Raw genomic sequence first — 20,715 nt, 5'->3', positions numbered from 1 at the left:
CGGTGGGCATGGGCTGCCCGTTCACCGCCACCAGCACGTCGCCGGGGCGGATGCCCGCCGCCTCGCCCCCGCTGCCGCGCAGCACGCTGATGACCCGGTGGCGTCCGTCCAACTGGTACTCGCGCACGTAGGCGTCGCGCCAGCGGCGCATTTCGACGAAGGCACCCAGATCGCCCCAGCGCACCGGCGAAAGCATGTCGTCCAGCGTGTCCGTGCTCACCACAACCACGCCGTCGTCCAGCACGGTGCGCCCCCCGCACAGCGGGGCGTTGGCTTCGCGCAGGGCATAGCCCACGTTCCACAGCCGCTCGCGCTGGCACATCCGCCGCTCCACCGAGGCGACCGGTTGGGGACAATGCTCCTTTCTTGCCTCGACAACAGGGGGCGGCGCCACGGCCTTGCGGCCACAACCGACCAAGGCAGGGGCCAGCGCCAGTGACACCATCAGGACCAACAGGGGGGCCGTTAGGGCCGACGCAAACCGCGGCAGGCCGTCCGAACGCCACTGCATGCTTCCCCGAACCATCGTCATGCCACCTCCATTCCGGCGCATTGCCCCGCGCGGGCATCTTTTCCCCCGCCGGACGCGGACATTACCTTGTGCGGGACAACTGCCCCGCTGTCGCCGCATACCGCGCCGCGACAGTTCATGCAAGTACTCCATGAAACATCAGGCCGCATGACATCACCACACCACGACATCACATCGTAATACGGCAGAACATGCCGATCTCGTGCATTCCGGAATGTGAAGCAAACAGTGTGCCCTGCAAGCGCACACTGCAACACACGCACGCATTCGCCCCGCCACACCGCCGCATGTCCAATGTGCACCTTTCACCATCCGCAGCGTGGCCCGACCACGCACGCTCCATGCCGCAACGGGTGGCGGCGCCGCCGTGCCTCAGGCGAAAGGACGGGGATGAACCGCACGCGCGCCGGAACGGCGCACGGAACCACCGTCATGCAAACGTAACTTTCGGAGTATCATTGTAACACTGCTGCCACCGTTCAGCCATCAAGGACAGGCGCAGCCCTGTGTACATGACCGAAAGGCGACGTTCCGCAACCGCCACACGGGGCGAACACAGCGCAATCCGTTCCGCCACGCATGGGCGGACAGTGACGACGCCAGCAAGGCGGCCACCAGCGGCCACAGGGACAAGGGGCGGCACGCAACGCACGCCATCGGGGTACGCATCATGGGCAGCAGAAAGACCACGTTTTCCATCACCCGGCAGGAATTGCCTTCCGTGCTGCGGCGCATCGCCTACGCCCTGGAGCGGGCCGATGCGAACGCACACCCGACTGATGCCGCCTCCGACGGCGAAACGGACCCCCTGCTGGCCGCAGGACTGGAAGATTTCCGCAAGTTCAAGCTCAACGCCAAGCACGCCTTCGGCCAGATGGAAGTGGTGCTCAAGGTCAAGACGCCCGAAGCCGCCACCGCCGATGCCGACGGAACGGCGACCACGTACGCGGCGGCAGGGTCGCACCACTCCACCCGACCCGCCCGAGCCGGAGGGCGCCCCTCGTACAAGTCGCTGAAAATGCGGATGCGCGCATCGTTCAAGGCGTTGCGCCAGGCCGTGCAGGCCGGGGTGATGCCCCCGCCGCAGGCCGCCGCCTCGTTCCTGTCCGATTCGCTGCTGATGGTGGAGTACCCCGGCTACGGCGACGAGCACTATGCGGCATACCGCGAGGCCACAGATACCCTGCGCGTGGCGCTGGAGGCCGTGGACACGGGCAGCACCCCTGCCTCTGCACCTGCCGGCGCGGCAGAATCCGCCGCCGCACCAACCGGGGATGGCGGGGCCGCCGTGGCCGCGCCCGCGACACCGCCCGTCACGCCGGAAATCCGCCACGCCGTGGAAGAACTCTACCGGCTCATGGTGCTGTGCCATGACCGCTACAAATAGGTCGCCCGCCATGAAGATCGTCAAACCCGTGGCGCGCCAGTGCGCCAATCTGGAGGAAAGGCTGCGCGCCCTTCCTGACGACATCACCGAGCAGGAGGACGCCCTGTTCCGCTCGCTGATCGTCACCGAACTGGCCCCCTGGCAGGCGGAACAGGTAACCACGCCCCCGTCCGTGCACGAATCCCAACGCGAGGTGCTGGCCACGCACTGGCACCCGGAATTCGTGCCCATGAGGCTGATCCGCCAGCGCATCGAGGCCATGTTCCCGGGGCGTGAGTCCGAACTGATCATTCCCACCCAGCACAACGAGCTGACCAGTTGGGACGGCTACACCGGGGTGGAGGTGGACTGCTACTCCAGCGGCTTCAACCAGAAGGTGCAGCTGCTGCTGCATTTCGAAAGCCGCCGCGTGGCCCCTGTCGCACCAGCCGCGCCAGCGGCCCATATGCCGCCAACCGCCCAAGCGACCCCGATCCCACAAGCCGCGCAGGTGGCGCACAGCCAACCGGACGCCACTGGCCTGACCGGTCCCACCGAGGCCATCTTCCCCACCGGCACCACGCCCGGCAGCCCGCCGCAGCCCGCGTTTTCACTGCTCTCCGGCGACAGGGCCCACACCCTGCGCTCCATGCTGGCCCACACCCGCAAGTACCGCGCCTCGCAACTGTACGACTACGTGCGCGCCGTGGTGCGGCCCGACGACAACGTGGCCGGGCCCGCCGTGCGAGAAACCGGCGCCGACGACGACGTGCTGGCCTTTGCCCGGCTGATGACAGGCAAGTTCGCCCGCCTGCTGGAAACGCACGGCGCGGCCATACCCGAGGACATGGTCAAGAACAAGCTGCTGCGCAACTTCATCGACGGGCTGCGCGGCGACTGGGAAGACACCTTCCTCGACCGGGTGCAGGCCTACCTGAAGGCGGTGAAGGAACAGGTGAAGCGGCGCTTTCCGCTCGACTACTTCTACCGGGCCACCGAATTCATCGAGGAAGCACACGGCCTTGGCGGATGCGTGGTCATTCCGCACCCGGAGCAGTTCTGGCCCATCCTGCTCGCGGAATACGACGTGGACGGATACGAGGTGTGGAATCCCCAGTCCAGCCGGTACACCGAATTCCTCATTTCCGTGGTCAACCGCAAGAACCGGGGACCGGGTCTTTCGCGCCGCGAGATACTGGTATTCATGGGCGACGATTGCCACCTGGGCGAAAAGACCCGCCCGCGCGAACAGCAGGACCCGGAAAAGGCCGCCCGCGAGGTGGGCCTGCAGCCAGCCTGGGACGACCCCGCCGTGCGCAAGCGCCTTTCGCTGACCGGAGTGAGCCGCACCAGCGTGATTCGGGACTATCGAGCACGTCTGGCGGGTTAGCGGCCCCTGCATCGGGCACGGGAGGCGACCGCCCCGCGCCCGCCCCGTCCCCCCCGGCCCCGCACGCCACCTGCATTCACCAGAAGTAACCCGCGTCACCCGACCTTCACCCGCGCGGCACGCCGCCGTCCCCCGGCGGGCGGCATACACGAAGCAGACAGGAGACCCCCATGAGTTCGGAAGAAAAGTTCGTCTTTGAATCACTGCAGGACTGCGAATCCATCCGTGCCTTTCTGGAAGCCCTTACCGAGGGCGTGGGCAGCAAGCACCTGGTGCTGTCCACCGGCGGCGAACGCATCGAACTGTACCCGCAGGGCCTGTTGCAGGTGGAAGTGAAGGCCCGGCGCAAGGGCGGGTTGAGCAAGGTCAGCCTGAAGCTGGAATGGAAGGACGCCCCGCGCGTGGAAACCACCGACAGGACACTGTCCGTCAGCAGCAATTGATGCCAATCGGGCGTGCCGGAGGCGGTGCCCCACCCCCGGCACGCCCGATTGGCATGGCTGGCCCGGCTGCGACCAACAGGGCTGGCGCGGCCAAGAGGACCGGCGAGGCCGGCCTGACTGTCAACACCGGCCCGACCGCCGCCGACCGCATTCTTCAACGGACAGTTCCAAAGGCGGGATGCTGCGCACATGATCACCTTCGAAGGACTGAGCGAAAACTTCAGGTTCCTGGTGCTCGAGGTTTCGGGCCAGCTGCGCGCCACGCACGAGTTCATGCGTGCCCCCACGCGCGAGTTGTTCGACCGCATCACCGGGCGCGACGACTACATCGACAACCTGAAGACCATCATCGAGAACAAATGCTTCTCGCGCATCCACACGGACAACTCGCTGGACCGGCGCGAGATACACCGCATCCGGGCCATCCACACCATTGCCGTGAACCTGGAGCGCATCGCCGACTTCTGCGTGAACATCCTGGGGCAGATGGCCCACCTTTCCGACCCCGGCAGGCTGCGCCCCGACGAGTACGACCCCATCTTCGCGGAGATCAAGGCCAGCCTGAACCGCATCATCCCGGCACTGGAAAAGGAAGACCTGCCCGGCGCGCTGGCCATCTGCCGCAGCGAGTACGAGTTGGACCGGCTGTACGAGGCGGTGTTCCACCGCATCCTTGCCGAAATGTCCGATGGCCGCAGCGTGCACGACCGCATCACCACCATCTTCATCTTCCGGTATCTGGAGCGCATTGGCGACAGCCTGCTGAACGTCGGTGAGGCGCTGATCTTCAGCGTGCTGGGCGAAAAGATCAAGATCAAGCAATTCGAAGCGTTGCAGAAAACGCTGTCCACGTCCGGCTTTGGCGATTCGCTGTCGGACATCGACTTCCGTTCCATCTGGGGCACCCGTTCCGGCTGTCGCATCGGCCGGGTGGAACGGGTGCGGGGCGCGCGCAACTCCACCGGCGACGCGGAAGGCGGAGGCGGCCCGGCGCAGACGGGGCCAGACGGCAAGCCCGTGCCCGCGCCCGGCGGGCTCGGATCCATCTACAAGCAGGGCAACAAGAAAAAGATCATCAAGGAGCGGGACAACATCGCCCGCTGGTCCACCCTGTTCCCCAACCTGGTGCCGGAAATCTTCGGCTACCACGAGGACGACGACTCCGCCGCACTGCTGGTGGAGTTCCTGCAAGGGTGTACCCTGGACGAAATCGTCCTGACCGGCGATGTCGAAATCCTGCAGAACGCCATGTTCGTGCTGCTGCAAACCCTGCACGAAATCTGGGAAAGGACGGCCACGCCCGGCCCCGTGCCCACCGATTTCATGCGTCAGATGCGTTCGCGCATGGAGGCGGTGTTGCAGGTGCATCCGGGCCTGCGGCGCGAAGGGGTGGACCTGTGCGGCACGGGCGCGCTGTCCACCGAACAGCTCATCGACCGTTGCGAGGCCATCGAAAAGACCCTGCCCGCGCCGTTCACCGTGTTCATCCACGGCGACTTCAACGTGAACAACCTGGTCTACGACCACGCCCGGCAGGCGGTGCGGTTCATCGACCTGTACCGTTCGCGCGACTGCGACTACGTGCAGGACATCTCGGTCTTCCTGGTCTCCAACTTCCGGCTGCCGGTGTTCGAGCCCGCCCTGCGCGAACGCATCCGCTGGGTGATGCGCGAGTTCCTGGTGTTCGCCAACGGGGTGGCCGCCGCACGCGGCGACGCCACCTTCCAGGCGCGCCTTGCCCTTGCGCTGGCCCGCTCGCTGTACACATCGACCCGGTTCGAACTGAACCATCATTTCGCCAAGGACATGTACCTGCGCTCGCACTACCTGATGGAGCGCATCGTGGCCCATCGCGGCACGTGGGAAAGCTTCCGCCTGCCGGTGGAGGTGCTTGACTGCGGCGGCAACGCCATCATGAGGGAGGATACGCCGTGCGCATTGGCGTCGTAGGGACAAAGGGCGGCTGGTCGTCGGAACTGCTGGCCGACACCGTGGGCAGGGCCACCGGCCACCGACTGCTCATCGAAATGGACAAGGTGCGGCTGGATCTGCCGTCGGGTCGCTGCCTGTACGAAGACACCGACCTTTCCACGCTGGACGCGCTGATCATCAAGAAGATCGGCGCGTGGTACTCGCCGGACCTGCTGGACCGGCTGGAAATGCTGCGCCTGCTCAACGAGCGGGGCCTGCCCGTGTTCTCGGCCCCGTTGCGGGTGTTGCGGGTGCTGGACCGGCTGAGCTGCACCATCACCCTGCAGTCCGGCTCCATCCCCATGCCGCCCACCACCATCACCGAGGACGTGGACCACGCCGCTGAAGCCGTGCGCGACTATGGCCGGGCCGTGTTCAAGCCGCTGTACTCCACCAAGGCGCGGGGCATGACCATCCTGGAGGATGGTCCCGGCCTGCGCGACAAGATCACGGCTTACAAGGCCGAGCATTCCATCCTGTACATCCAGAAGACCATAGAACTGGAAGGCGGACAGGACCTTGGCGTGGTCTTTCTGGGCGGCAGGTACCTGACCACCTATGCCCGCTGCCGCACCAACGGCAGCTGGAACACCACCACGGTCAACGGCGGCAAGTACGCCGCCTTCGAACCCCCGGCAGAGGTCATTGCCATGGCCCAGCGGGCGCAGGCCCTGTTCGGGCTGGATTTCACCTGCGTGGACGTGGCCCTGACCGCATCCGGCCCCTATGTGTTCGAAGTGTCGGCCTTTGGCGGGTTCCGGGGCATCCTGGAAACCAGCGGGCTGGATGCCGCGCAACTGCTGCTGGAGCACGTGCAGTGCTGCCTGGCTGGCACCGCCCGATCCGGTGGCTGCGGAAGCGCCCCGACCATCATGCCCGCCATCTCGCCCACTTCCATGGAGCCCGCCGCATGAGCGCCACCGCCGCCCGCACCCTCTCCCCGCACCTGACCCGCGCCGCGCTGGCTGCCGACGTGCGCGGCTGGTACCCCGCCACGCACGAACTGGCCCTGCGCATCAACGACGTGTTCGTGCGCGTGGCCACCAACGCACCGGAACTGCACGCCAAGCTGACCCGCTATTTCGGCGAATTCCTGGCCCCGGACGTGGCGGACCACGGCGTGCCCGCCGGGGCGGACGTCATCCGCGTCACCGCGCACGAGGCCCCGCGCCGCGACTGGGGCCTGCCCTTCATGGCCAGGCAACCCGACGCGGGCAAGCGCAAGATCAAGGAAGAGTACCTGGACCTGCCGGACGGGCGCATGGTGCACAAGCGGCTGACGGGCATGCTCTTCGCCTTTGGCGGGGGCGACAACGTGGCCGTTGGCCCCTGTACCGCCAACGACAACCAGGTGGTCAACTTCATCAACAACCGCTACCTGGAACTGATGCTGAACCGGGGCTGCCTGCTGGGGCACGCCGCCGCCGTGTCCCATGCCGGTCGCGGCCTTGCCGTGGCGGGGTTCTCCGGCATGGGCAAATCCACGCTGTCGCTGCGGCTGATGAGCCGTGGGGCCACCTTCGTCAGCAACGACCGGGTGCTGGTGGAACGGGAAGGCGGCACCGCCGCCCCGCGTTGCCTGGGCATTCCCAAGCAGCCGCGCATCAACCCCGGCACCATCCTGGCCAACCGCGACCTTGCCCCGGTGCTGACCGAAGAGGAACGCACCACCCTTTCCGTCCTGCCCCCCGACGACCTGTGGCATCTGGAACGCAAGTACGACGCCATCATCGCCGACTGCTTCGGGCCGGGGCGGTTCATGCCGAAGGCCCCGCTGGACGCGCTGGTGATCCTGAACTGGCGGCGCAACACCGGCGAACCCCTGCGGGCAAGCATGGGCAGCGCGGACGAGCGGCCCGACCTCCTGCCCGCGTTCATGAAATCCACCGGGGTGTTCTACCTGCCCGCACCCGGCGGCTGGGACCAGGACCCCGGCCACGCGGAGTACGCGCGCGGACTGGCCGGGGTGCCGGTCATCGAACTGTCCGGCGGGGTGGACTTCGACGCGGCGGCGGATGCCTGCATGCATTTCCTGTCCGTCGGCACGCTGTAGGAGCGGTCACGCATGGCCCGGCTGCTGCTGACCCGGCAGGTCACCCTGCCAGACCCGGTGAAGGTGGAACGCTTCACCCGTGCGCCAGACCTTGGGCCGCGCATCCTGTTCTTCAGCGGGGGAACGGCCCTGCGCGACGCCTCCACCGACCTTGCCCGGTACACCCACAACTCGGTGCACCTGATCACCCCGTTCGACTCGGGCGGCAGTTCCGCCCGGCTGCGCCAGACCTTCGCCATGCCCGCCGTGGGAGACCTGCGCAACCGGCTGATGGCCCTTGCGGATCGCAGCCTGCACGGCAACCCCGCCGTATTCCGCCTGTTCGCCTTCCGCCTGCCCGCAGAGGGCGGACGAAGCGAACTGGCCGATACCCTTTCGGCATTGGCCCAGGGCAGGCATCCACTTGTCCGGGCCATACCCGACCCGTTGCGCAAGATCGTGCGTTCGCACATCGGCACGTTCATCGACCACGCCGCACTGGAAAAGGACGGCGGCTTCGACCCGCGCGGGGCAAGCCTCGGCAATATCGTGCTGGCATCGGGCTACCTGCAGAACCGCCGCCACCTGGACCCGGTGATCTTCATCTTTTCGAAGCTGGTGCAGGTGCGCGGGGTGGTGCGTCCCATCGCCAACGCAGACCTGCACCTGGCCGTGAAGCTGGCGGATGGCCGGATCATCGGGGGGCAGCACCGCTTTACCGGCAAGAACGGCGCGCCGCCGCTCACCGCCCGCATCGACGATATCTGGCTGTGCAAATCGCCCGACGACACCACCCCGGCGGACCTGCGCCTGCGGGCCAAGGTGCGCGAGATCATCGCCACCGCGGAACTGGTGTGCTACCCTGTGGGCAGCTTCTATTCCAGCATCATCGCCAACCTGTTGCCCACGGGCGTGGGCGCGGCGCTGGCCGCCACCCGCTGCCCCAAGGTCTTCGTGCCCAACACCGGCAACGATCCGGAACTGCTGGGGCATTCGCTGGAATTGCAGGTGGAGCGGCTGCTGCGCCACCTGCGCAACGACGCGCCGGATGCCATAACCCCACGTGACGTGCTGGACTTCGTGCTGGTGGACAGCAAGGGAGGCCGCTACCCCGGCGGCGTGCCCAAGGGCATGTTGCAGAGCCTGGGCATCCGCGTGCTGGACTGCCCGCTGGTAAGCCGCCAGTCGGCCCCGTACATCGACGAGCGCCTGCTCAATCCGGTGCTGCTCTCGCTGTGCTGACCCCGGGCGGGGCGCCACCGTGCACACCGGCGGACAACAACCGCTACCAACCGAATGGAGGATTCCCATGGATGGTGAAAAGCAGAAGGTGAGCATCGAACAGCACATGGCCTACGCCGACGCTGTGGCCTACCTGGAAGCACTGCTCAGGGGCTTCAAGGAAGGGCGCATCGTGGTGGAGCGCGGCGGCGAGGCCGTGGTGCTCACCCCGCCCCAGAACGTGAACGTGGAAATCGAGGCCCGCCGCAAGGGCGACAAGCAGAAGTTCTCGCTGGAACTGGAATGGAGCGCGGCCCCCGCCGTGGTGGAGGACCCGCTGACCATCTCCGCCGACCTGCCCAAGGCCGACGCCGCGAAGCCCTGCGACAAGGGCTGCCCCACCGCCGCCCCTGCGGAAGAGGCCAAGCCCGCCGAAGCCAAGCCTGCCGAAGCCCCGGCCAAGCCTGCGCCTTCGGCCCCGCAATCCACGGTAAGCTACGGCAAGGCCGAAACGGCCAAGCCCGCCCCCAAGGACGCGCCCAAGCCCGGCGTCAAATAGCCCCGCCCCAGCCTGACGCAGATACGAAGGCCGCCCGCCGGAGCATTCCGACGGGCGGGCCTTTCATTTCGAATCCACGCCTTGACCTACGACGCATGAAGGGCTGTTCCCAAATGGGGATTCCCGTTCGTTGGCGAGGAAAACAAGCCCGCCATGACGGGAGTATGCCCCAGCCGTCAGGCAAGCGAAGCGAACCTTACGGATAGGGACCGCATGGCGCGGATGAGGACCGCAGCGCGCTCTTATCGCATTCGACCGGCGCCTCAGCCGTCAGGCGAGCTTGCGCCCCTACGCGGTCATGTTGTGAATGATGCCCCGCAACTGCCCGGCCATGTCGGCCAGCGCGCTCACCGCACGCCCGGCCTGCTCCACCTCGGAAGTGACCTTGCCCGAGATGTCGCGCACCTCGGCCACGGAACTGCTGATGTGCTCGCTGGTGGACGACTGCTGTTCCGCCGCCGTGGCGATGGCGTGCACCTGATCGTTGGTGGCCACCACCAGGGTGACGATTTCCGCCAGGGCCGCGCCCGATTCCGCAGACAGCCCGCGTGAGCGTTCCACGGCGAGCACCGCCGCCTCCATGCCCGCCACCGAATCGCGGGTGCCTTCCTGGATGGCCCGGATGGCCTCGCCCACCTCGCGGGTGGCGTTCATGGTCTTTTCGGCCAGCTTGCGCACTTCGTCCGCCACCACGGCAAAGCCGCGCCCGGCGTCACCGGCGCGCGCCGCCTCGATGGCCGCGTTCAGGGCCAGCAGGTTGGTCTGGTCGGCAATGTCGCTGATGACTTCCATGACCCGGCCAATGCCCTCGGCCCGGGTGCCCAGCGCGCCAAGGTCGGCTTTCAGCCGGGCGGCCATGGAGCTCACCTCGTCGATGGCGGCCATGGCCTTTTCCACCACATCCGCCCCGGCTTCCGCCTTGGCGCGGGCGTCGGTGGCCTGGCGGGCGGCGTCGGAGGCGTTGCGGGCCACCGCCAGCACCGCGCTGTTCATCTCGTCCATGGCGGCGGCGGTCTCGCCGATGCGGCCTGCCTGCCTGTCGGTCAGGGTGCCCGCGTTGCGCATCTGCCCGGCCAGGGTGGTCGATGTACGGGCCACCTCGCCGGAAATTTCCTCCGACTGGCGGGCCGCATCGGCGATGCGCTTGTTGGTGGCCTCCAGCTCGGCCTCGCGGGCGCGCAGGTCGGTAAGATCCTGATAGATGCACAGCGCGCCCATCAGCTTGCCCTCTATGTCGTACAGGGGCGAGGCATTGATGAAGATACGCCGTTTGCCGCCCTTGCGACCGGTCAGGTCCACTTCGCGCCGGGCGATGGTGCCGTTTTCGATACAGTCGCGCAACACCGTGCGCCGGGTGGCGTCGCCGTAGAAGAACTGCGCCACGTTCTGGCCGTAGAAGCTTTCCGGCTTGCCGTCGTGTTCCAGAATGTGCAGCAGGTTGGAGTTGGTGTAGGTGAGCACCTCCTTGGGGTCCACCACCACGAAGGGAGTATCGATGCCCTTCAGCACGCCCTGCGCAAACGAAAGGTTTCTGCGCAACTGGCCGATAAGGCCGTCAAGGGCGATGCGCATCTCGACAAGCTCGTCGCCGCCGTCACAGGCGAAACAGACGGAATGGTCACCGGCCTTCAGCAGGTCGAGCCGCCGGGTGATCTCGCCCAGAGGCTTGACCACCTTGGCGTGCAGCAGAAAGGCCAGGGCAACAGCCAACATCACCGCGCACCCCACGGTGATGCCCCCGCCCAGCCAGATGGTGCCGGGGGTTATGGCGCCCGCGCCCAGGGAACCGAGCCAGGCGAAACCGCCCAGACAGACCAGAGGAACGAGTGCGAGCAGAAAGACAAGTGTCCGGATGCGCAACCCTTGCATCATCGAGGCATCTCCTTATGTCACAGGACACGGCAAAATGGCGGTTCACGTATGGCGGCGCCGCCCCGCGCCGGGAGCATGTGCTGCGTGCGCCCGCAACGGATGCATTTGGCGGCATGCATCACGTTACTGCCTATCGGCGCAACCGGAATAAACGTTAGCCGAGCGGGCGGGGCCTTTCAAGAAAATCCCCACAGTTTCCAGCCCTGTCCGACCGCATGCACAAGGCCCTTTCCTTCACCGCGCGACGACGGTATGTTCGCCGTGCGACAACACACTCCTTTCCGGACAACTTTCGCGTCCGTTGCGTAACATCCCATGAAAGAAACCATTCCTTCGCATACTCCGGCTGGCGACCCACGTTTCTTCCCCGTATCGCCCCTGATGATCTTTCCCAAGGCCGTTGGATCTTTCAGCGTGTACCTGCGGCAGGGCAACACCCTGGTGTTGTATGCCGCGGCGGGCGAGGCCTTCACCGAACGGCATCGCACCAACCTGTTCGAGAACGGCGTGCGTGAAGTGTACGTGCGCCTTGAACAACGCGAAAACTATACCCGCTACGTGGAAGAGAACCTGGGCGCCATATTGCAGGACGAGTCCATTCCGCTGCCGGAACGGGCGGGCACCTTCTACCGGGCCTCCACCGAAATCCTGCGCGATGCCTTCGAGGCGCGCATGCCCGTACCCCTGGACAGCGAAACATTCCGCAGGCTGCACTACTTCGTCACCCAGTCCATCCGCTTTCTGACCAGTGCAGATTCGCTGCGGGCCCTCGGCGAATTCATCGCGCACGACTACAGGACCTACACCCATTCCATCAACGTGCTCATCTACACCATGCCCCTGGCGCAAACCCTGGGGCTGGACGATGCGGCGCTTATCCGCGTGGGCATAGGCACCCTGCTGCACGACGTGGGCATGACCCGCGTGCCGAAGAGCATCATCGAACGCGCCGGTCGCCTGCTGCCGGACGAAGAGGCCGTGTACCGCACCCACCCCGCCCAGGGCGTGGCCACCATCGCGCAGGTGCCCCTGACGCAAGAGGCCATCAACTGCATCCTGTTCCACCACGAGCGAATGGACGGTTCCGGCTACCCCACGGGGCTTTCGGGCGAGCAGATTCCCCCCGTGGTGCGCGCCCTGGCCGTGGCCGACACCTTCGACACGCTTACTTCCACGCGCGGGGGGCCATCCTCGGCCACGTCCGCCTTCGAGGTGCTGAACCGCATGCGCTCGGAAATGGCATCCACCCTGGACATGGAAATGTTCCGGCGCTTCGTGCTGGTGCTGTCCGGGGCCATGCTGGACGGCGGCTTCGGCGCCGAGATGGGGTGATCCGGTGCCCGCCGGGCCAGACTGGTCAGCCTGGTGCGGGCCGGGCCAGGCCCGCAAGGCCGGGCCAGACCAGACTGGTCAGCCCCGCACTGGCCGGACCGGTCAGATATGATCAGACCGGACCAGCCCATATCTGGCAGCCCCGCCCGCATGCGCGTTTGCGCACGTTCCGTGGCCCTGCCGACCGGCACGATGCCCTTGCCAGTCTTGCGATCCCCACACGCTGCAGAGAAAGTCTAGAAAAAGTTGACAATGCCTGTGCTTTCCGTCATGCCTTTGCGAGGGGAGAGGTGCGTCCATAACGGTCCGGCACCACTGCAACATCCAGGAAATTCTTGGAAATGACACAGGCATCGGCTGCGCAACAGGACCCCTCCGAATTCTTCGCGGTGCCCACCACGATGCTTTTGCCTGACATGTCGGGTTCTTTCGGCGTGTACATCAGGCAGGAGAAGGGGTTTGTCCTCTACGCCCACGAAGGCGAACAGTTCACGCCGCGCCATCGCCTGCAACTGCGCGCGCACGGGGTGGAGCACATCTACGTGCACCGCGCGCAGCACCCCCTGTACCGCGAACACCGCGAACTGTACCTGGGGCGCATCCTTTCCGATGAAACGATTCCCCTGCCCGAACGCGCCCGCCTGTTCTACGCCACCTCCACCGAAATCGTGCAGGAGGTGTTCGAACGCAAGCTGCCCCGCAGCCTGAAGCGCGCCACCTTCGACCGCATCCTGGCCCTGGTCACCGAAGGCATCAGCTTCCTGACGCTGGAAAATTCGCTGAAGACCGTGGCATCCTTGGTGGCGCACGACTACCACACCTATTCCCACTCGCTGCACGTCTTCGTGTATTCGCAGGCCATCCTGCAAAGCTACGGCTTTGACGAGGAAAGCCTGGTGCAGTTCGGCCTGGGGGCCATGCTGCACGACATAGGCAAGACCTTCGTGAACCCGGACATCCTGGCCAAGCCCGGCGCGCTGACGCTGGACGAGCGCATCGAGGTCAACCGCCACCCGGTGTTCGGAGTGGGCGCGTGCACGCTGATGCCCCTGTCGCAGGACGCCATCAACTGCATCCTGTTCCACCACGAGAAACTGGACGGCACCGGCTACCCCTGCGGCCTCGCCGCCGGAGAAATCCCCCTGCCGGTCCGGGCCATCACCATCGCCGACATCTACGATGCGCTGACGTCCAACCGCCCCTACGCCCCTGCCATGAACGCCTTCCAGGTATTGCGCCTGATGATGAACGAGATGCGCGAACAGATCGACCTCGACATCTTCAAACGCTTCGTGATGATTCTTTCAGGCGCCAACGTGGTGTAGCCCCTCCCTGTGTCGGCAGGCCCGCCCCCCCTTGTTCTCTCCTGTTCCATGGCACAATCCCGACCGGAAAAATCCGCTCCGCCCCTTCCCCGGCCGGACGTGCGTTGTTATATGCCCGGTAATGACGCGCCGTGCCCTGCCAAGTGCTCAGCCCAATGCTCTGCCAGTGCTCAGCCGACCGCGCTAACGCCCTCCGGAGGAACAGCAACATGTGGGAGTATACCGACAAGGTGCGAGAGCACTTCCTGAACCCGCGCAACGTGGGCTCCCTTGACGACGCCAACGCCATCGGCGAGGTCGGCAGCCTTGCCTGCGGCGACGCCCTCAAGCTCTATCTCAAGATCGACGGCGACCGCATCGTGGACGCCAAATTCCAGACCTTCGGCTGCGCCAGCGCCATCGCCTCCAGTTCGGCCCTGACCGAACTGATCAAGGGCATGACGGTGGAAGAAGCCCTGAAGGTGACCAACCGCGACATCGCCGAATTTCTGGGCGGCCTGCCCAAGGAAAAGATGCACTGCTCGGTCATGGGGCAGGAAGCGCTGGAGGCCGCCATCCGCAACTGGCGCGGTGAACCCGCCGTGGAACACAGCCACGAGGGCCAGCTGGTCTGCAAGTGCTTTGGCGTGACCGACGAGCAGATCGTGCGCGCCATCCGCGAAAACGGCCTGAAGACGGTGGAGGAAATCACCCACTACACCAAGGCCGGCGGCGGCTGCGGCGAATGCGTGGGCGAACTGCAAAAGCTGCTGGACGCGGAACTGGGCAAGGCCCCGGTGTGCGAAACCCCGCTGGCCGCAGCGCCCAAAAAACTCTCCAACGTGCAGCGCATGCAACTGGTCCTGAAGGTGCTGGAAGGCGAAATCCGCCCCCGCCTGCAACAGGACGGCGGCGACATCGAACTCGTGGACATGGACGGCACCACCGTCTACGTGGCCCTGCGCGGCATGTGCACCAGCTGTCCCTCCAGCCGCCTGACGCTGGAAGGTTTTGTGGAAAAGACCCTGCGCGACCATGTGGACGAGAACATCGTGGTCAAGGAGGCGGCAGCGTGAACACCGTATACTTCGACAACAACGCCACCACCCGCGTGGACCCGGCCGTGCTTGCGGCCATGCTGCCCTATTTCAGCGAACTGTACGGCAACCCCTCGTCCATGCACACCTTTGGCGGGCAGGTGGGACGCGCCGTGCGAGAGGCCCGCGAACAGGTAGCCCGGCTCATCGGGGCCACGCCGGAAGAGATCGTGTTCACCTCGTGCGGGACGGAAGGCGACAACACCGCCATCCGCGCCGCGCTGGCCGCCCAGCCCGAGAAGAAGCACATCATCACCACCCGGGTGGAGCACCCCGCCGTGCTCAGCCTGTCCCAGCACCTGGAAAAGAACGGGTACGAACTGACCCTGCTGGGCGTGGACGACAAGGGCCGCATGAACCTTGAAGAACTGCGCGAGGCCATCCGCAAGGACACGGCCATCGTGTCCATCATGTTCGCCAACAACGAGACGGGCACCATCTTCCCCGTGGCCGAAGCCGCCGCCATCTGCAAGGAGCGCGGCGTGCCCTTCCACACCGACGCGGTGCAGGCAGTAGGCAAGCTTGCCATTGACGTGCGCGAGCTGCCCGTGGACTATCTGGTGCTGTCCGGCCACAAGTTGCACGCCCCCAAGGGCATCGGCGCGCTGTACGTGCGGCGCGGGGCGGCCTACCGGCCCTTCCTGCGCGGCGGGCATCAGGAGCGCGGACGCCGGGGCGGCACCGAGAACGTGCCTGCCATCATCGGCCTTGGCATGGCCTGCAACCTTGCCGCCGCCAACATGGCGGAAGAGAATACCCGCGTGCGCGCCCTGCGCGACAGGCTGGAACAGGGCCTGCTGGCCGCCATCCCCGACGCCATCGTCAACGGCGACCCGACAAACCGCCTGCCCAACACCACCAACATCTCGTTCAAGTACGTGGAGGGCGAGGCCATCCTGCTGCTGCTCGACCAGTTGGGGGTATGCGCCAGTTCCGGTTCGGCCTGCACCTCGGGCAGTCTGGAACCTTCGCACGTGCTGCGGGCCATGGGCGTGCCGTTCACCTACGCGCACGGCTCCATCCGTTTCAGCCTTTCGCGCTTCAACACGCAGGAAGAGGTGGACCATGTGGTGCGCGAACTGCCGCGCGTCATTGCCCGCCTGCGCGAGATGTCGCCCTTCCGCGCCGGGAGCGAGGCGGAGGCGGCGCTGGGCAAGCCCGCCTGCGCCTGCCAGGGCTGCGGTTCGTGACGGGGTGATCCCGCCCGCCATCCTTCCCCTGTACGCGCGGGGGCGTTTGTGGCATCCGGGAACATCGCCATACTTCAGGCCAGGGCTGACGAACATTCCGGGGGAAGGCACAACCTTCCCCCGTTTCGCAACCGACAGGGCGCAACACCGCACCACGCGCCCACGGCCATCCGCGCCGGACACCCTCAGGAGGCTCGCATGAAGATCGCCCGCGACATGACGGAACTGGTAGGCCGCACCCCCCTGGTGCGCCTGAACCGCGTCAGCGAAGGCTGCGCGGCCGAGGTGGTGGCGAAGCTGGAATTCAACAACCCCTGCGCCTCGGTAAAGGACCGCATTGCCCTGGCCATGATCGACGGGGCCATGGAGCGCGGCGAACTGGCCCCCGGCGGCCTGCTGGTGGAACCCACCAGCGGCAACACCGGCGTGGGGCTGGCCTTCGTGGCGGCCGTGCGCGGCCTTACCCTTGTGCTGACCATGCCCGAAAGCATGAGCAACGAGCGCAAGGCGCTGCTGCGCGGCTTTGGCGCGCGACTGGTGCTGACCCCGGCCTCCAAGGGCATGCGGGGCGCCATAGAGGAAGCCGAGCGCATCGTGGCCGAAACGCCCGGCGCGGTTATGCTCGGGCAGTTCGTGAACCCGGACAACCCGCTGGTGCACCGCAAGACCACGGCGGAGGAAATCTGGGCCGACACCGACGGCAAGGTGGACGCCTTCGTGGCGGGCGTTGGCACCGGCGGCACCGTGACCGGCACCGGCAGGCGGCTGCGCGAGCTGAACCCGGCTGTCAGAATATTCGCCGTGGAGCCGGACGAATCGCCCGTGCTGTCGGGCGGCGCGCCCGGCCCGCACGCCATCCAGGGCATTGGCGCGGGTTTCGTGCCCCCGGTGCTGGACACCACCGTGTACGACGAGATCATCCGCGTGCCCGGCAAGGACGCACTGGCCACGGCCCGGCGCCTGCTGCGCGAGGAAGGCATCTTGTGCGGCGTGTCATCCGGGGCCAACGCCTTTGCCGCCATGGCCGTGGCGCGCCGCCCGGAAATGGCGGGCAAGCGCGTGGTGTTCGTGGTGTGCGACACCGGCGAACGGTATCTTTCCACGCCGCTGTTTACGGAGATGCCCGATTAGGAGCTGTTTCTGAATCGTCTTTTCGCCCGTTGGCTACGTCAAACTTCGTCTGCCATGTCGGTCGAATACGAGAAGAGTATACTCCCTTCATGACAGGCTCGTTTTCCTTGCCAACGAACGAAAATCCTGATTCACAAACAGCCCCTGCGCCGACGTGACACGGCAGCCCCCCCATCACCCCAAACCACGACGGATCGCACGCGCATGAAGAAACTCGACGACCTCGACGCCCGCTCGCTGCAAGGCATGCCCGAACTGGAACGCATCGCGGCCGAGCTGTGCGCGCCGGAATCGTACGAAGCGGTCTATCACCGCTCGCTGCACGACGCGCCCATGCCCTCGCTGGAGGCGCTGGCCGAAATGGTCAGTCGCCTGCGCGCAGCACTGCTGCCCGGCTTTTTCGGCACCGCCACCGTGCACCTGGAATCGATGCGTTACCACCTGGCCGCCAACCTCGATTCCATCTTCCGCATCCTGTCCGAGCAGATCCGGCGTGGGGCGTGTTTCACCTGTGCCGACTTCGCCCGTGAATGCGGCAGCTGCGAACTGCACTCGCGCGACAAGGCCATCCAGTTCCTGCAACGGCTGCCGGAAATCCGCCGCATGCTGGCCAGCGACGTGAAGGCCGCCTACGAAGGCGACCCCGCCGCCAAAAGCCCCGGCGAAACGGTGTTCTGCTACCCGTCCATCGCGGCCATGATCAACCACCGCATCGCGCACGAGCTGTACCGCATGGAGGTGCCGCTGATCCCGCGCATCATCAGCGAAATGGCCCACTCGCGCACGGGCATCGACATTCACCCCGGCGCGCGCATCGGCGAGGAATTCTTCATCGACCACGGCACCGGCGTGGTCATCGGCGAAACGTGCATCATCGGACGCGGCTGCCGCCTGTACCAGGGTGTGACCCTGGGCGCACTGTCCTTCCCCAAGGATGGCGACGGCGTGCTGATCAAGGGCAACCCCCGCCACCCCATCCTGGAAGACAACGTCACGGTGTACGCCGGGGCCACCATCCTTGGCCGGGTGACCATCGGCGCGGGGTCCATGGTCGGCGGCAACGTGTGGGTGACCCACGACGTGCCGCCCGGCTCCAAGATCGTGCAGCAGCGGTCAGCCAAGCCCAAGCCCGACGAGGAACTGGTGGGGCGGACGTAGGCTCGGATCCTCGCCACACAGCAAAAAAATGTCCTTCAAGATCATTTCATCAGATAAGGACGGCCTATCATGAGCACCCAAGAGTTGGACGCCATCGTCGCCCAGATTAAAAGCAACAAAATAACATCTGCGCCCATTACTCCGCGCGACCTTATAAAGGCAGTGGGGTGCACGCGAAGAACATCTAATTGCAGGAAGCTGGTTGACCATTACCTTGAAGAAAACTTGGTGGAAGTCGAGCCGAGCTATGTAGATGCATGGATTGATTCCGAGATAACAATCCGCCATAAGCAAATGGCGACAACAAAGATAGACCAGGATCCCATCAAAAAAATAATGATCCTTGAGGCTGCCAATAGAAAACCAACTACGATATCCAAAAATTCGACGTTGCAGGAAGCCGTCACCATCATGATGATGAATGACTTCTCACAGCTCCCTGTAGTATCTGGTGAGAGAACCGTAGATGGATACGTCTCGTGGAACACCATAGGAACAGCGTTAGCAAACGGATCCACATCAAAAGAAATACGAAATTACATAAATACGGACATAAAAATACTACATCAGGACACACAACTACTTACGGCGATCAAGATAATATGTGAACACGAATTTGTTGTTGTACAAAAAAACGACAAGACACTATGTGGAATAATAACCGCATCAGACATAACGTCACAGTTCATAACCATAACTGAACCTTTTCTTCTTCTTGAGCAAATAGAAAACAATGTACGACAAATTCTGAACAAGAAAATTCTACTGAAAGACCTGAAACAATCGTGCAGCCGAGACGACAACAGACCCATTGATTCCATCGATGATCTGAATTTCGGAGAATATCTTCGCACTATGGAAGATGAAAAAAACTGGAGCAAACTGAACCTGCAGATCGATAAAACCACGTTCATAAAAAAATTGCATAAAATCAGGGAAATTCGAAACGACATCATGCATTTCGATCCCGACGGGATTAGCCCTGAACAAAGAACTGAATTGCAGCAGATGGCCCAGTTCCTGAACAGCCTGAACAAGATAAACACAAGTATTTCGGCGCATTCAAACTAAACAACTCCGGGAAGAATCCACCATGCCCATCCCCCGCATCAGCCTGCTGACCCTTGGCGTGGCCGACCTTGCCCGCAGCCGGGCCTTTTACGAGTCCCTTGGCTGGAAGCCCGCCTACCCGGACTGCGACAAGATCGTGTTCTTCCAAGTGGGCGAACTGGCCGTGGCCCTGTACCCGCGCGATGAACTGCTGCAAGACTGCGGCATGGCCGGGGCCAGCCCCGCGCCGGGGGGCATTACCCTGGCCCACAACGTGGCCGAGCGGGACATGGTGGATGCGCTGATGGCCGAGGCCGTGGCGGCGGGCGGCACGGTGCTGGATGCCCCGCGCGACAAGCCGTGGGGCTACACCGGCTACTTCGCCGACCCGGACGGCCACCCGTGGGAAGTGGCCCACGTGCCTTCACTGAAGCTGGACGAGGCCGGGCGGATCATCCTCGGCTGAAGGGGCAAATGCCGCCCCAGCCTTCCCCACCCTTTTGCCATCCCGAAACGCAACGGGTTCCGCGCACATGGCGCGGAACCCGTTTTCTTTCATCTTTTCATCAGGATGCACAATCCATACCACTACATGCTGGAACAATTCATATTTGAACGAATCATATGCAAATGATTTTCGTCCGATTTTCCTTGCCTTCCGCTTCCGAATAGCCTACCGGAAAAGTAGGCTATCAGCAGGAGGAACCGACATGCCGTTCCAGCTACTTGCCGATTCCATGGTCACCATTCCCGGCGTCACCTGCACGGGAACCCGCCGTCTGCTCGCCATCAACGAAACCTGTTTCGCCATCCACCGCAGCGGGGTGCGCTGCCGCCGAACGGATACCTACCACCGGGCACGGGTGGAGGTGTTCCGGCTGTTCGCCCGGCAGGACGACGCGCTGGCACCCGCCCGCGCCGACGGCAGCGAGGGGGACTGGACCAGTGTACTGCTGTCCTTTCGCCTGCGCGGCGAGCCGTGCATGCCCAAGCGGCCCAAGGGCGCGCCGTTTCCGGACATCACCCTTGCCAACCCATCGCCGGATACCGGCGGGCCTGAGGGCCCG

18 protein-coding genes and 1 pseudogene are annotated in these 20,715 nt (G+C 65.0%); 17 read left to right on the top strand and 2 right to left on the bottom strand.

Going from position 1 to position 20,715, the window contains the following annotated elements; translation table 11 throughout:
* Positions 1-445 (bottom strand): PDZ domain-containing protein (locus FVW20_RS07445; RefSeq protein ID WP_231038947.1); only part of this gene is annotated, 445 nt, incomplete at its 3' end.
* Positions 446-1,202: 757 nt separating this feature from the next.
* Here FVW20_RS07445 and FVW20_RS07440 point away from each other — a divergent pair.
* The 8 genes from FVW20_RS07440 (at position 1,203) to FVW20_RS07405 (ending at position 9,514) form a co-directional block, all read left to right on the top strand.
* On the top strand, positions 1,203-1,919 hold the full coding sequence (locus FVW20_RS07440; RefSeq protein WP_196608935.1) for a GAK system XXXCH domain-containing protein: 717 nt from the start codon (positions 1,203-1,205) through the stop codon (positions 1,917-1,919).
* Positions 1,903-3,288, top strand: coding sequence for a hypothetical protein (locus FVW20_RS19695; RefSeq protein WP_231038946.1), 1,386 nt, complete (start codon positions 1,903-1,905; stop codon positions 3,286-3,288). Before FVW20_RS07440 ends, FVW20_RS19695 begins: the two co-directional genes overlap by 17 nt.
* A 170-nt stretch (positions 3,289-3,458) precedes the next feature.
* Positions 3,459-3,731 carry an amphi-Trp domain-containing protein gene (locus tag FVW20_RS07430; RefSeq protein WP_196608934.1) on the top strand — a complete coding sequence of 91 codons (273 nt, stop codon included), beginning with the start codon at positions 3,459-3,461 and terminating at the stop codon, positions 3,729-3,731.
* A 189-nt stretch (positions 3,732-3,920) separates the two neighbouring features.
* Positions 3,921-5,681, top strand: a complete 1,761-nt coding sequence (locus FVW20_RS07425) for a PhoU domain-containing protein (protein ID WP_196608933.1) — start codon at positions 3,921-3,923, stop codon at positions 5,679-5,681.
* Positions 5,663-6,616, top strand: coding sequence for a GAK system ATP-grasp enzyme (locus tag FVW20_RS07420; RefSeq protein WP_196608932.1), 954 nt, complete (start codon positions 5,663-5,665; stop codon positions 6,614-6,616). The genes FVW20_RS07425 and FVW20_RS07420 overlap by 19 nt, the downstream gene beginning before the upstream one ends.
* Complete coding sequence (locus FVW20_RS07415) at positions 6,613-7,755, top strand: HprK-related kinase B (protein ID WP_196608931.1); 1,143 nt, start codon at positions 6,613-6,615, stop codon at positions 7,753-7,755. The genes FVW20_RS07420 and FVW20_RS07415 overlap by 4 nt, the downstream gene beginning before the upstream one ends.
* Positions 7,756-7,767: 12 nt before the next feature.
* Entirely contained in the window at positions 7,768-8,976 is a 1,209-nt protein-coding gene (locus FVW20_RS07410; protein WP_196608930.1) for a GAK system CofD-like protein, read from the top strand.
* A gap of 67 nt (positions 8,977-9,043) precedes the next feature.
* Positions 9,044-9,514 (top strand): amphi-Trp domain-containing protein, encoded by a 471-nt coding sequence (locus tag FVW20_RS07405; protein ID WP_196608929.1) that lies wholly within the window; start codon positions 9,044-9,046, stop codon positions 9,512-9,514.
* 288 nt (positions 9,515-9,802) lie between these two features.
* Here the strand turns inward: FVW20_RS07405 and FVW20_RS07400 are convergent, their stop codons facing one another.
* On the bottom strand, positions 9,803-11,386 hold the full coding sequence (locus tag FVW20_RS07400; RefSeq protein ID WP_231038945.1) for a methyl-accepting chemotaxis protein: 1,584 nt from the start codon (positions 11,384-11,386) through the stop codon (positions 9,803-9,805).
* 315 nt (positions 11,387-11,701) lie between these two features.
* Between FVW20_RS07400 and FVW20_RS07395 the strand changes: the two genes are divergently transcribed.
* The 9 genes and pseudogenes from FVW20_RS07395 to FVW20_RS07355 all read left to right on the top strand — a co-directional run.
* Complete coding sequence (locus tag FVW20_RS07395) at positions 11,702-12,718, top strand: HD-GYP domain-containing protein (RefSeq protein ID WP_196608928.1); 1,017 nt, start codon at positions 11,702-11,704, stop codon at positions 12,716-12,718.
* Between the two features lie 341 nt (positions 12,719-13,059).
* Positions 13,060-14,043 carry an HD-GYP domain-containing protein gene (locus FVW20_RS07390; RefSeq protein WP_196608927.1) on the top strand — a complete coding sequence of 328 codons (984 nt, stop codon included), beginning with the start codon at positions 13,060-13,062 and terminating at the stop codon, positions 14,041-14,043.
* Positions 14,044-14,252: 209 nt separating this feature from the next.
* Positions 14,253-15,098 (top strand): Fe-S cluster assembly protein NifU, encoded by an 846-nt coding sequence (gene nifU / locus FVW20_RS07385; protein ID WP_196608926.1) that lies wholly within the window; start codon positions 14,253-14,255, stop codon positions 15,096-15,098.
* Positions 15,095-16,309, top strand: coding sequence for a cysteine desulfurase NifS (gene nifS, locus FVW20_RS07380; RefSeq protein ID WP_196608925.1), 1,215 nt, complete (start codon positions 15,095-15,097; stop codon positions 16,307-16,309). Before nifU ends, nifS begins: the two co-directional genes overlap by 4 nt.
* A gap of 198 nt (positions 16,310-16,507) precedes the next feature.
* A complete protein-coding gene (cysK, locus tag FVW20_RS07375; protein WP_196608924.1) occupies positions 16,508-17,440 on the top strand; it encodes a cysteine synthase A in 933 nt (310 codons plus the stop codon).
* A gap of 204 nt (positions 17,441-17,644) precedes the next feature.
* The gene (epsC, locus tag FVW20_RS07370; RefSeq protein ID WP_196608923.1) at positions 17,645-18,598 is read left to right on the top strand and encodes a serine O-acetyltransferase EpsC; all 954 of its coding nucleotides are present in this window, start codon (positions 17,645-17,647) and stop codon (positions 18,596-18,598) included.
* Between the two features lie 69 nt (positions 18,599-18,667).
* Positions 18,668-19,669 (top strand): CBS domain-containing anti-phage protein, encoded by a 1,002-nt coding sequence (locus FVW20_RS07365; protein ID WP_196608922.1) that lies wholly within the window; start codon positions 18,668-18,670, stop codon positions 19,667-19,669.
* 22 nt (positions 19,670-19,691) lie between these two features.
* Positions 19,692-20,114: a VOC family protein gene (locus FVW20_RS07360; protein WP_196608921.1), complete on the top strand. Its 423-nt coding sequence runs from the start codon at positions 19,692-19,694 to the stop codon at positions 20,112-20,114.
* A 244-nt stretch (positions 20,115-20,358) separates the two neighbouring features.
* Positions 20,359-20,715: pseudogene (locus FVW20_RS07355) on the top strand (hypothetical protein); the annotation flags it as partial.

Origin of the sequence: Nitratidesulfovibrio oxamicus (assembly GCF_015731765.1) — a bacterium.
GTDB lineage: Bacteria > Desulfobacterota > Desulfovibrionia > Desulfovibrionales > Desulfovibrionaceae > Cupidesulfovibrio > Cupidesulfovibrio oxamicus.
The sequence above is the reverse complement of the archived record's forward strand: the minus strand, read 5'-3'. Positions and strand labels throughout refer to the sequence as shown.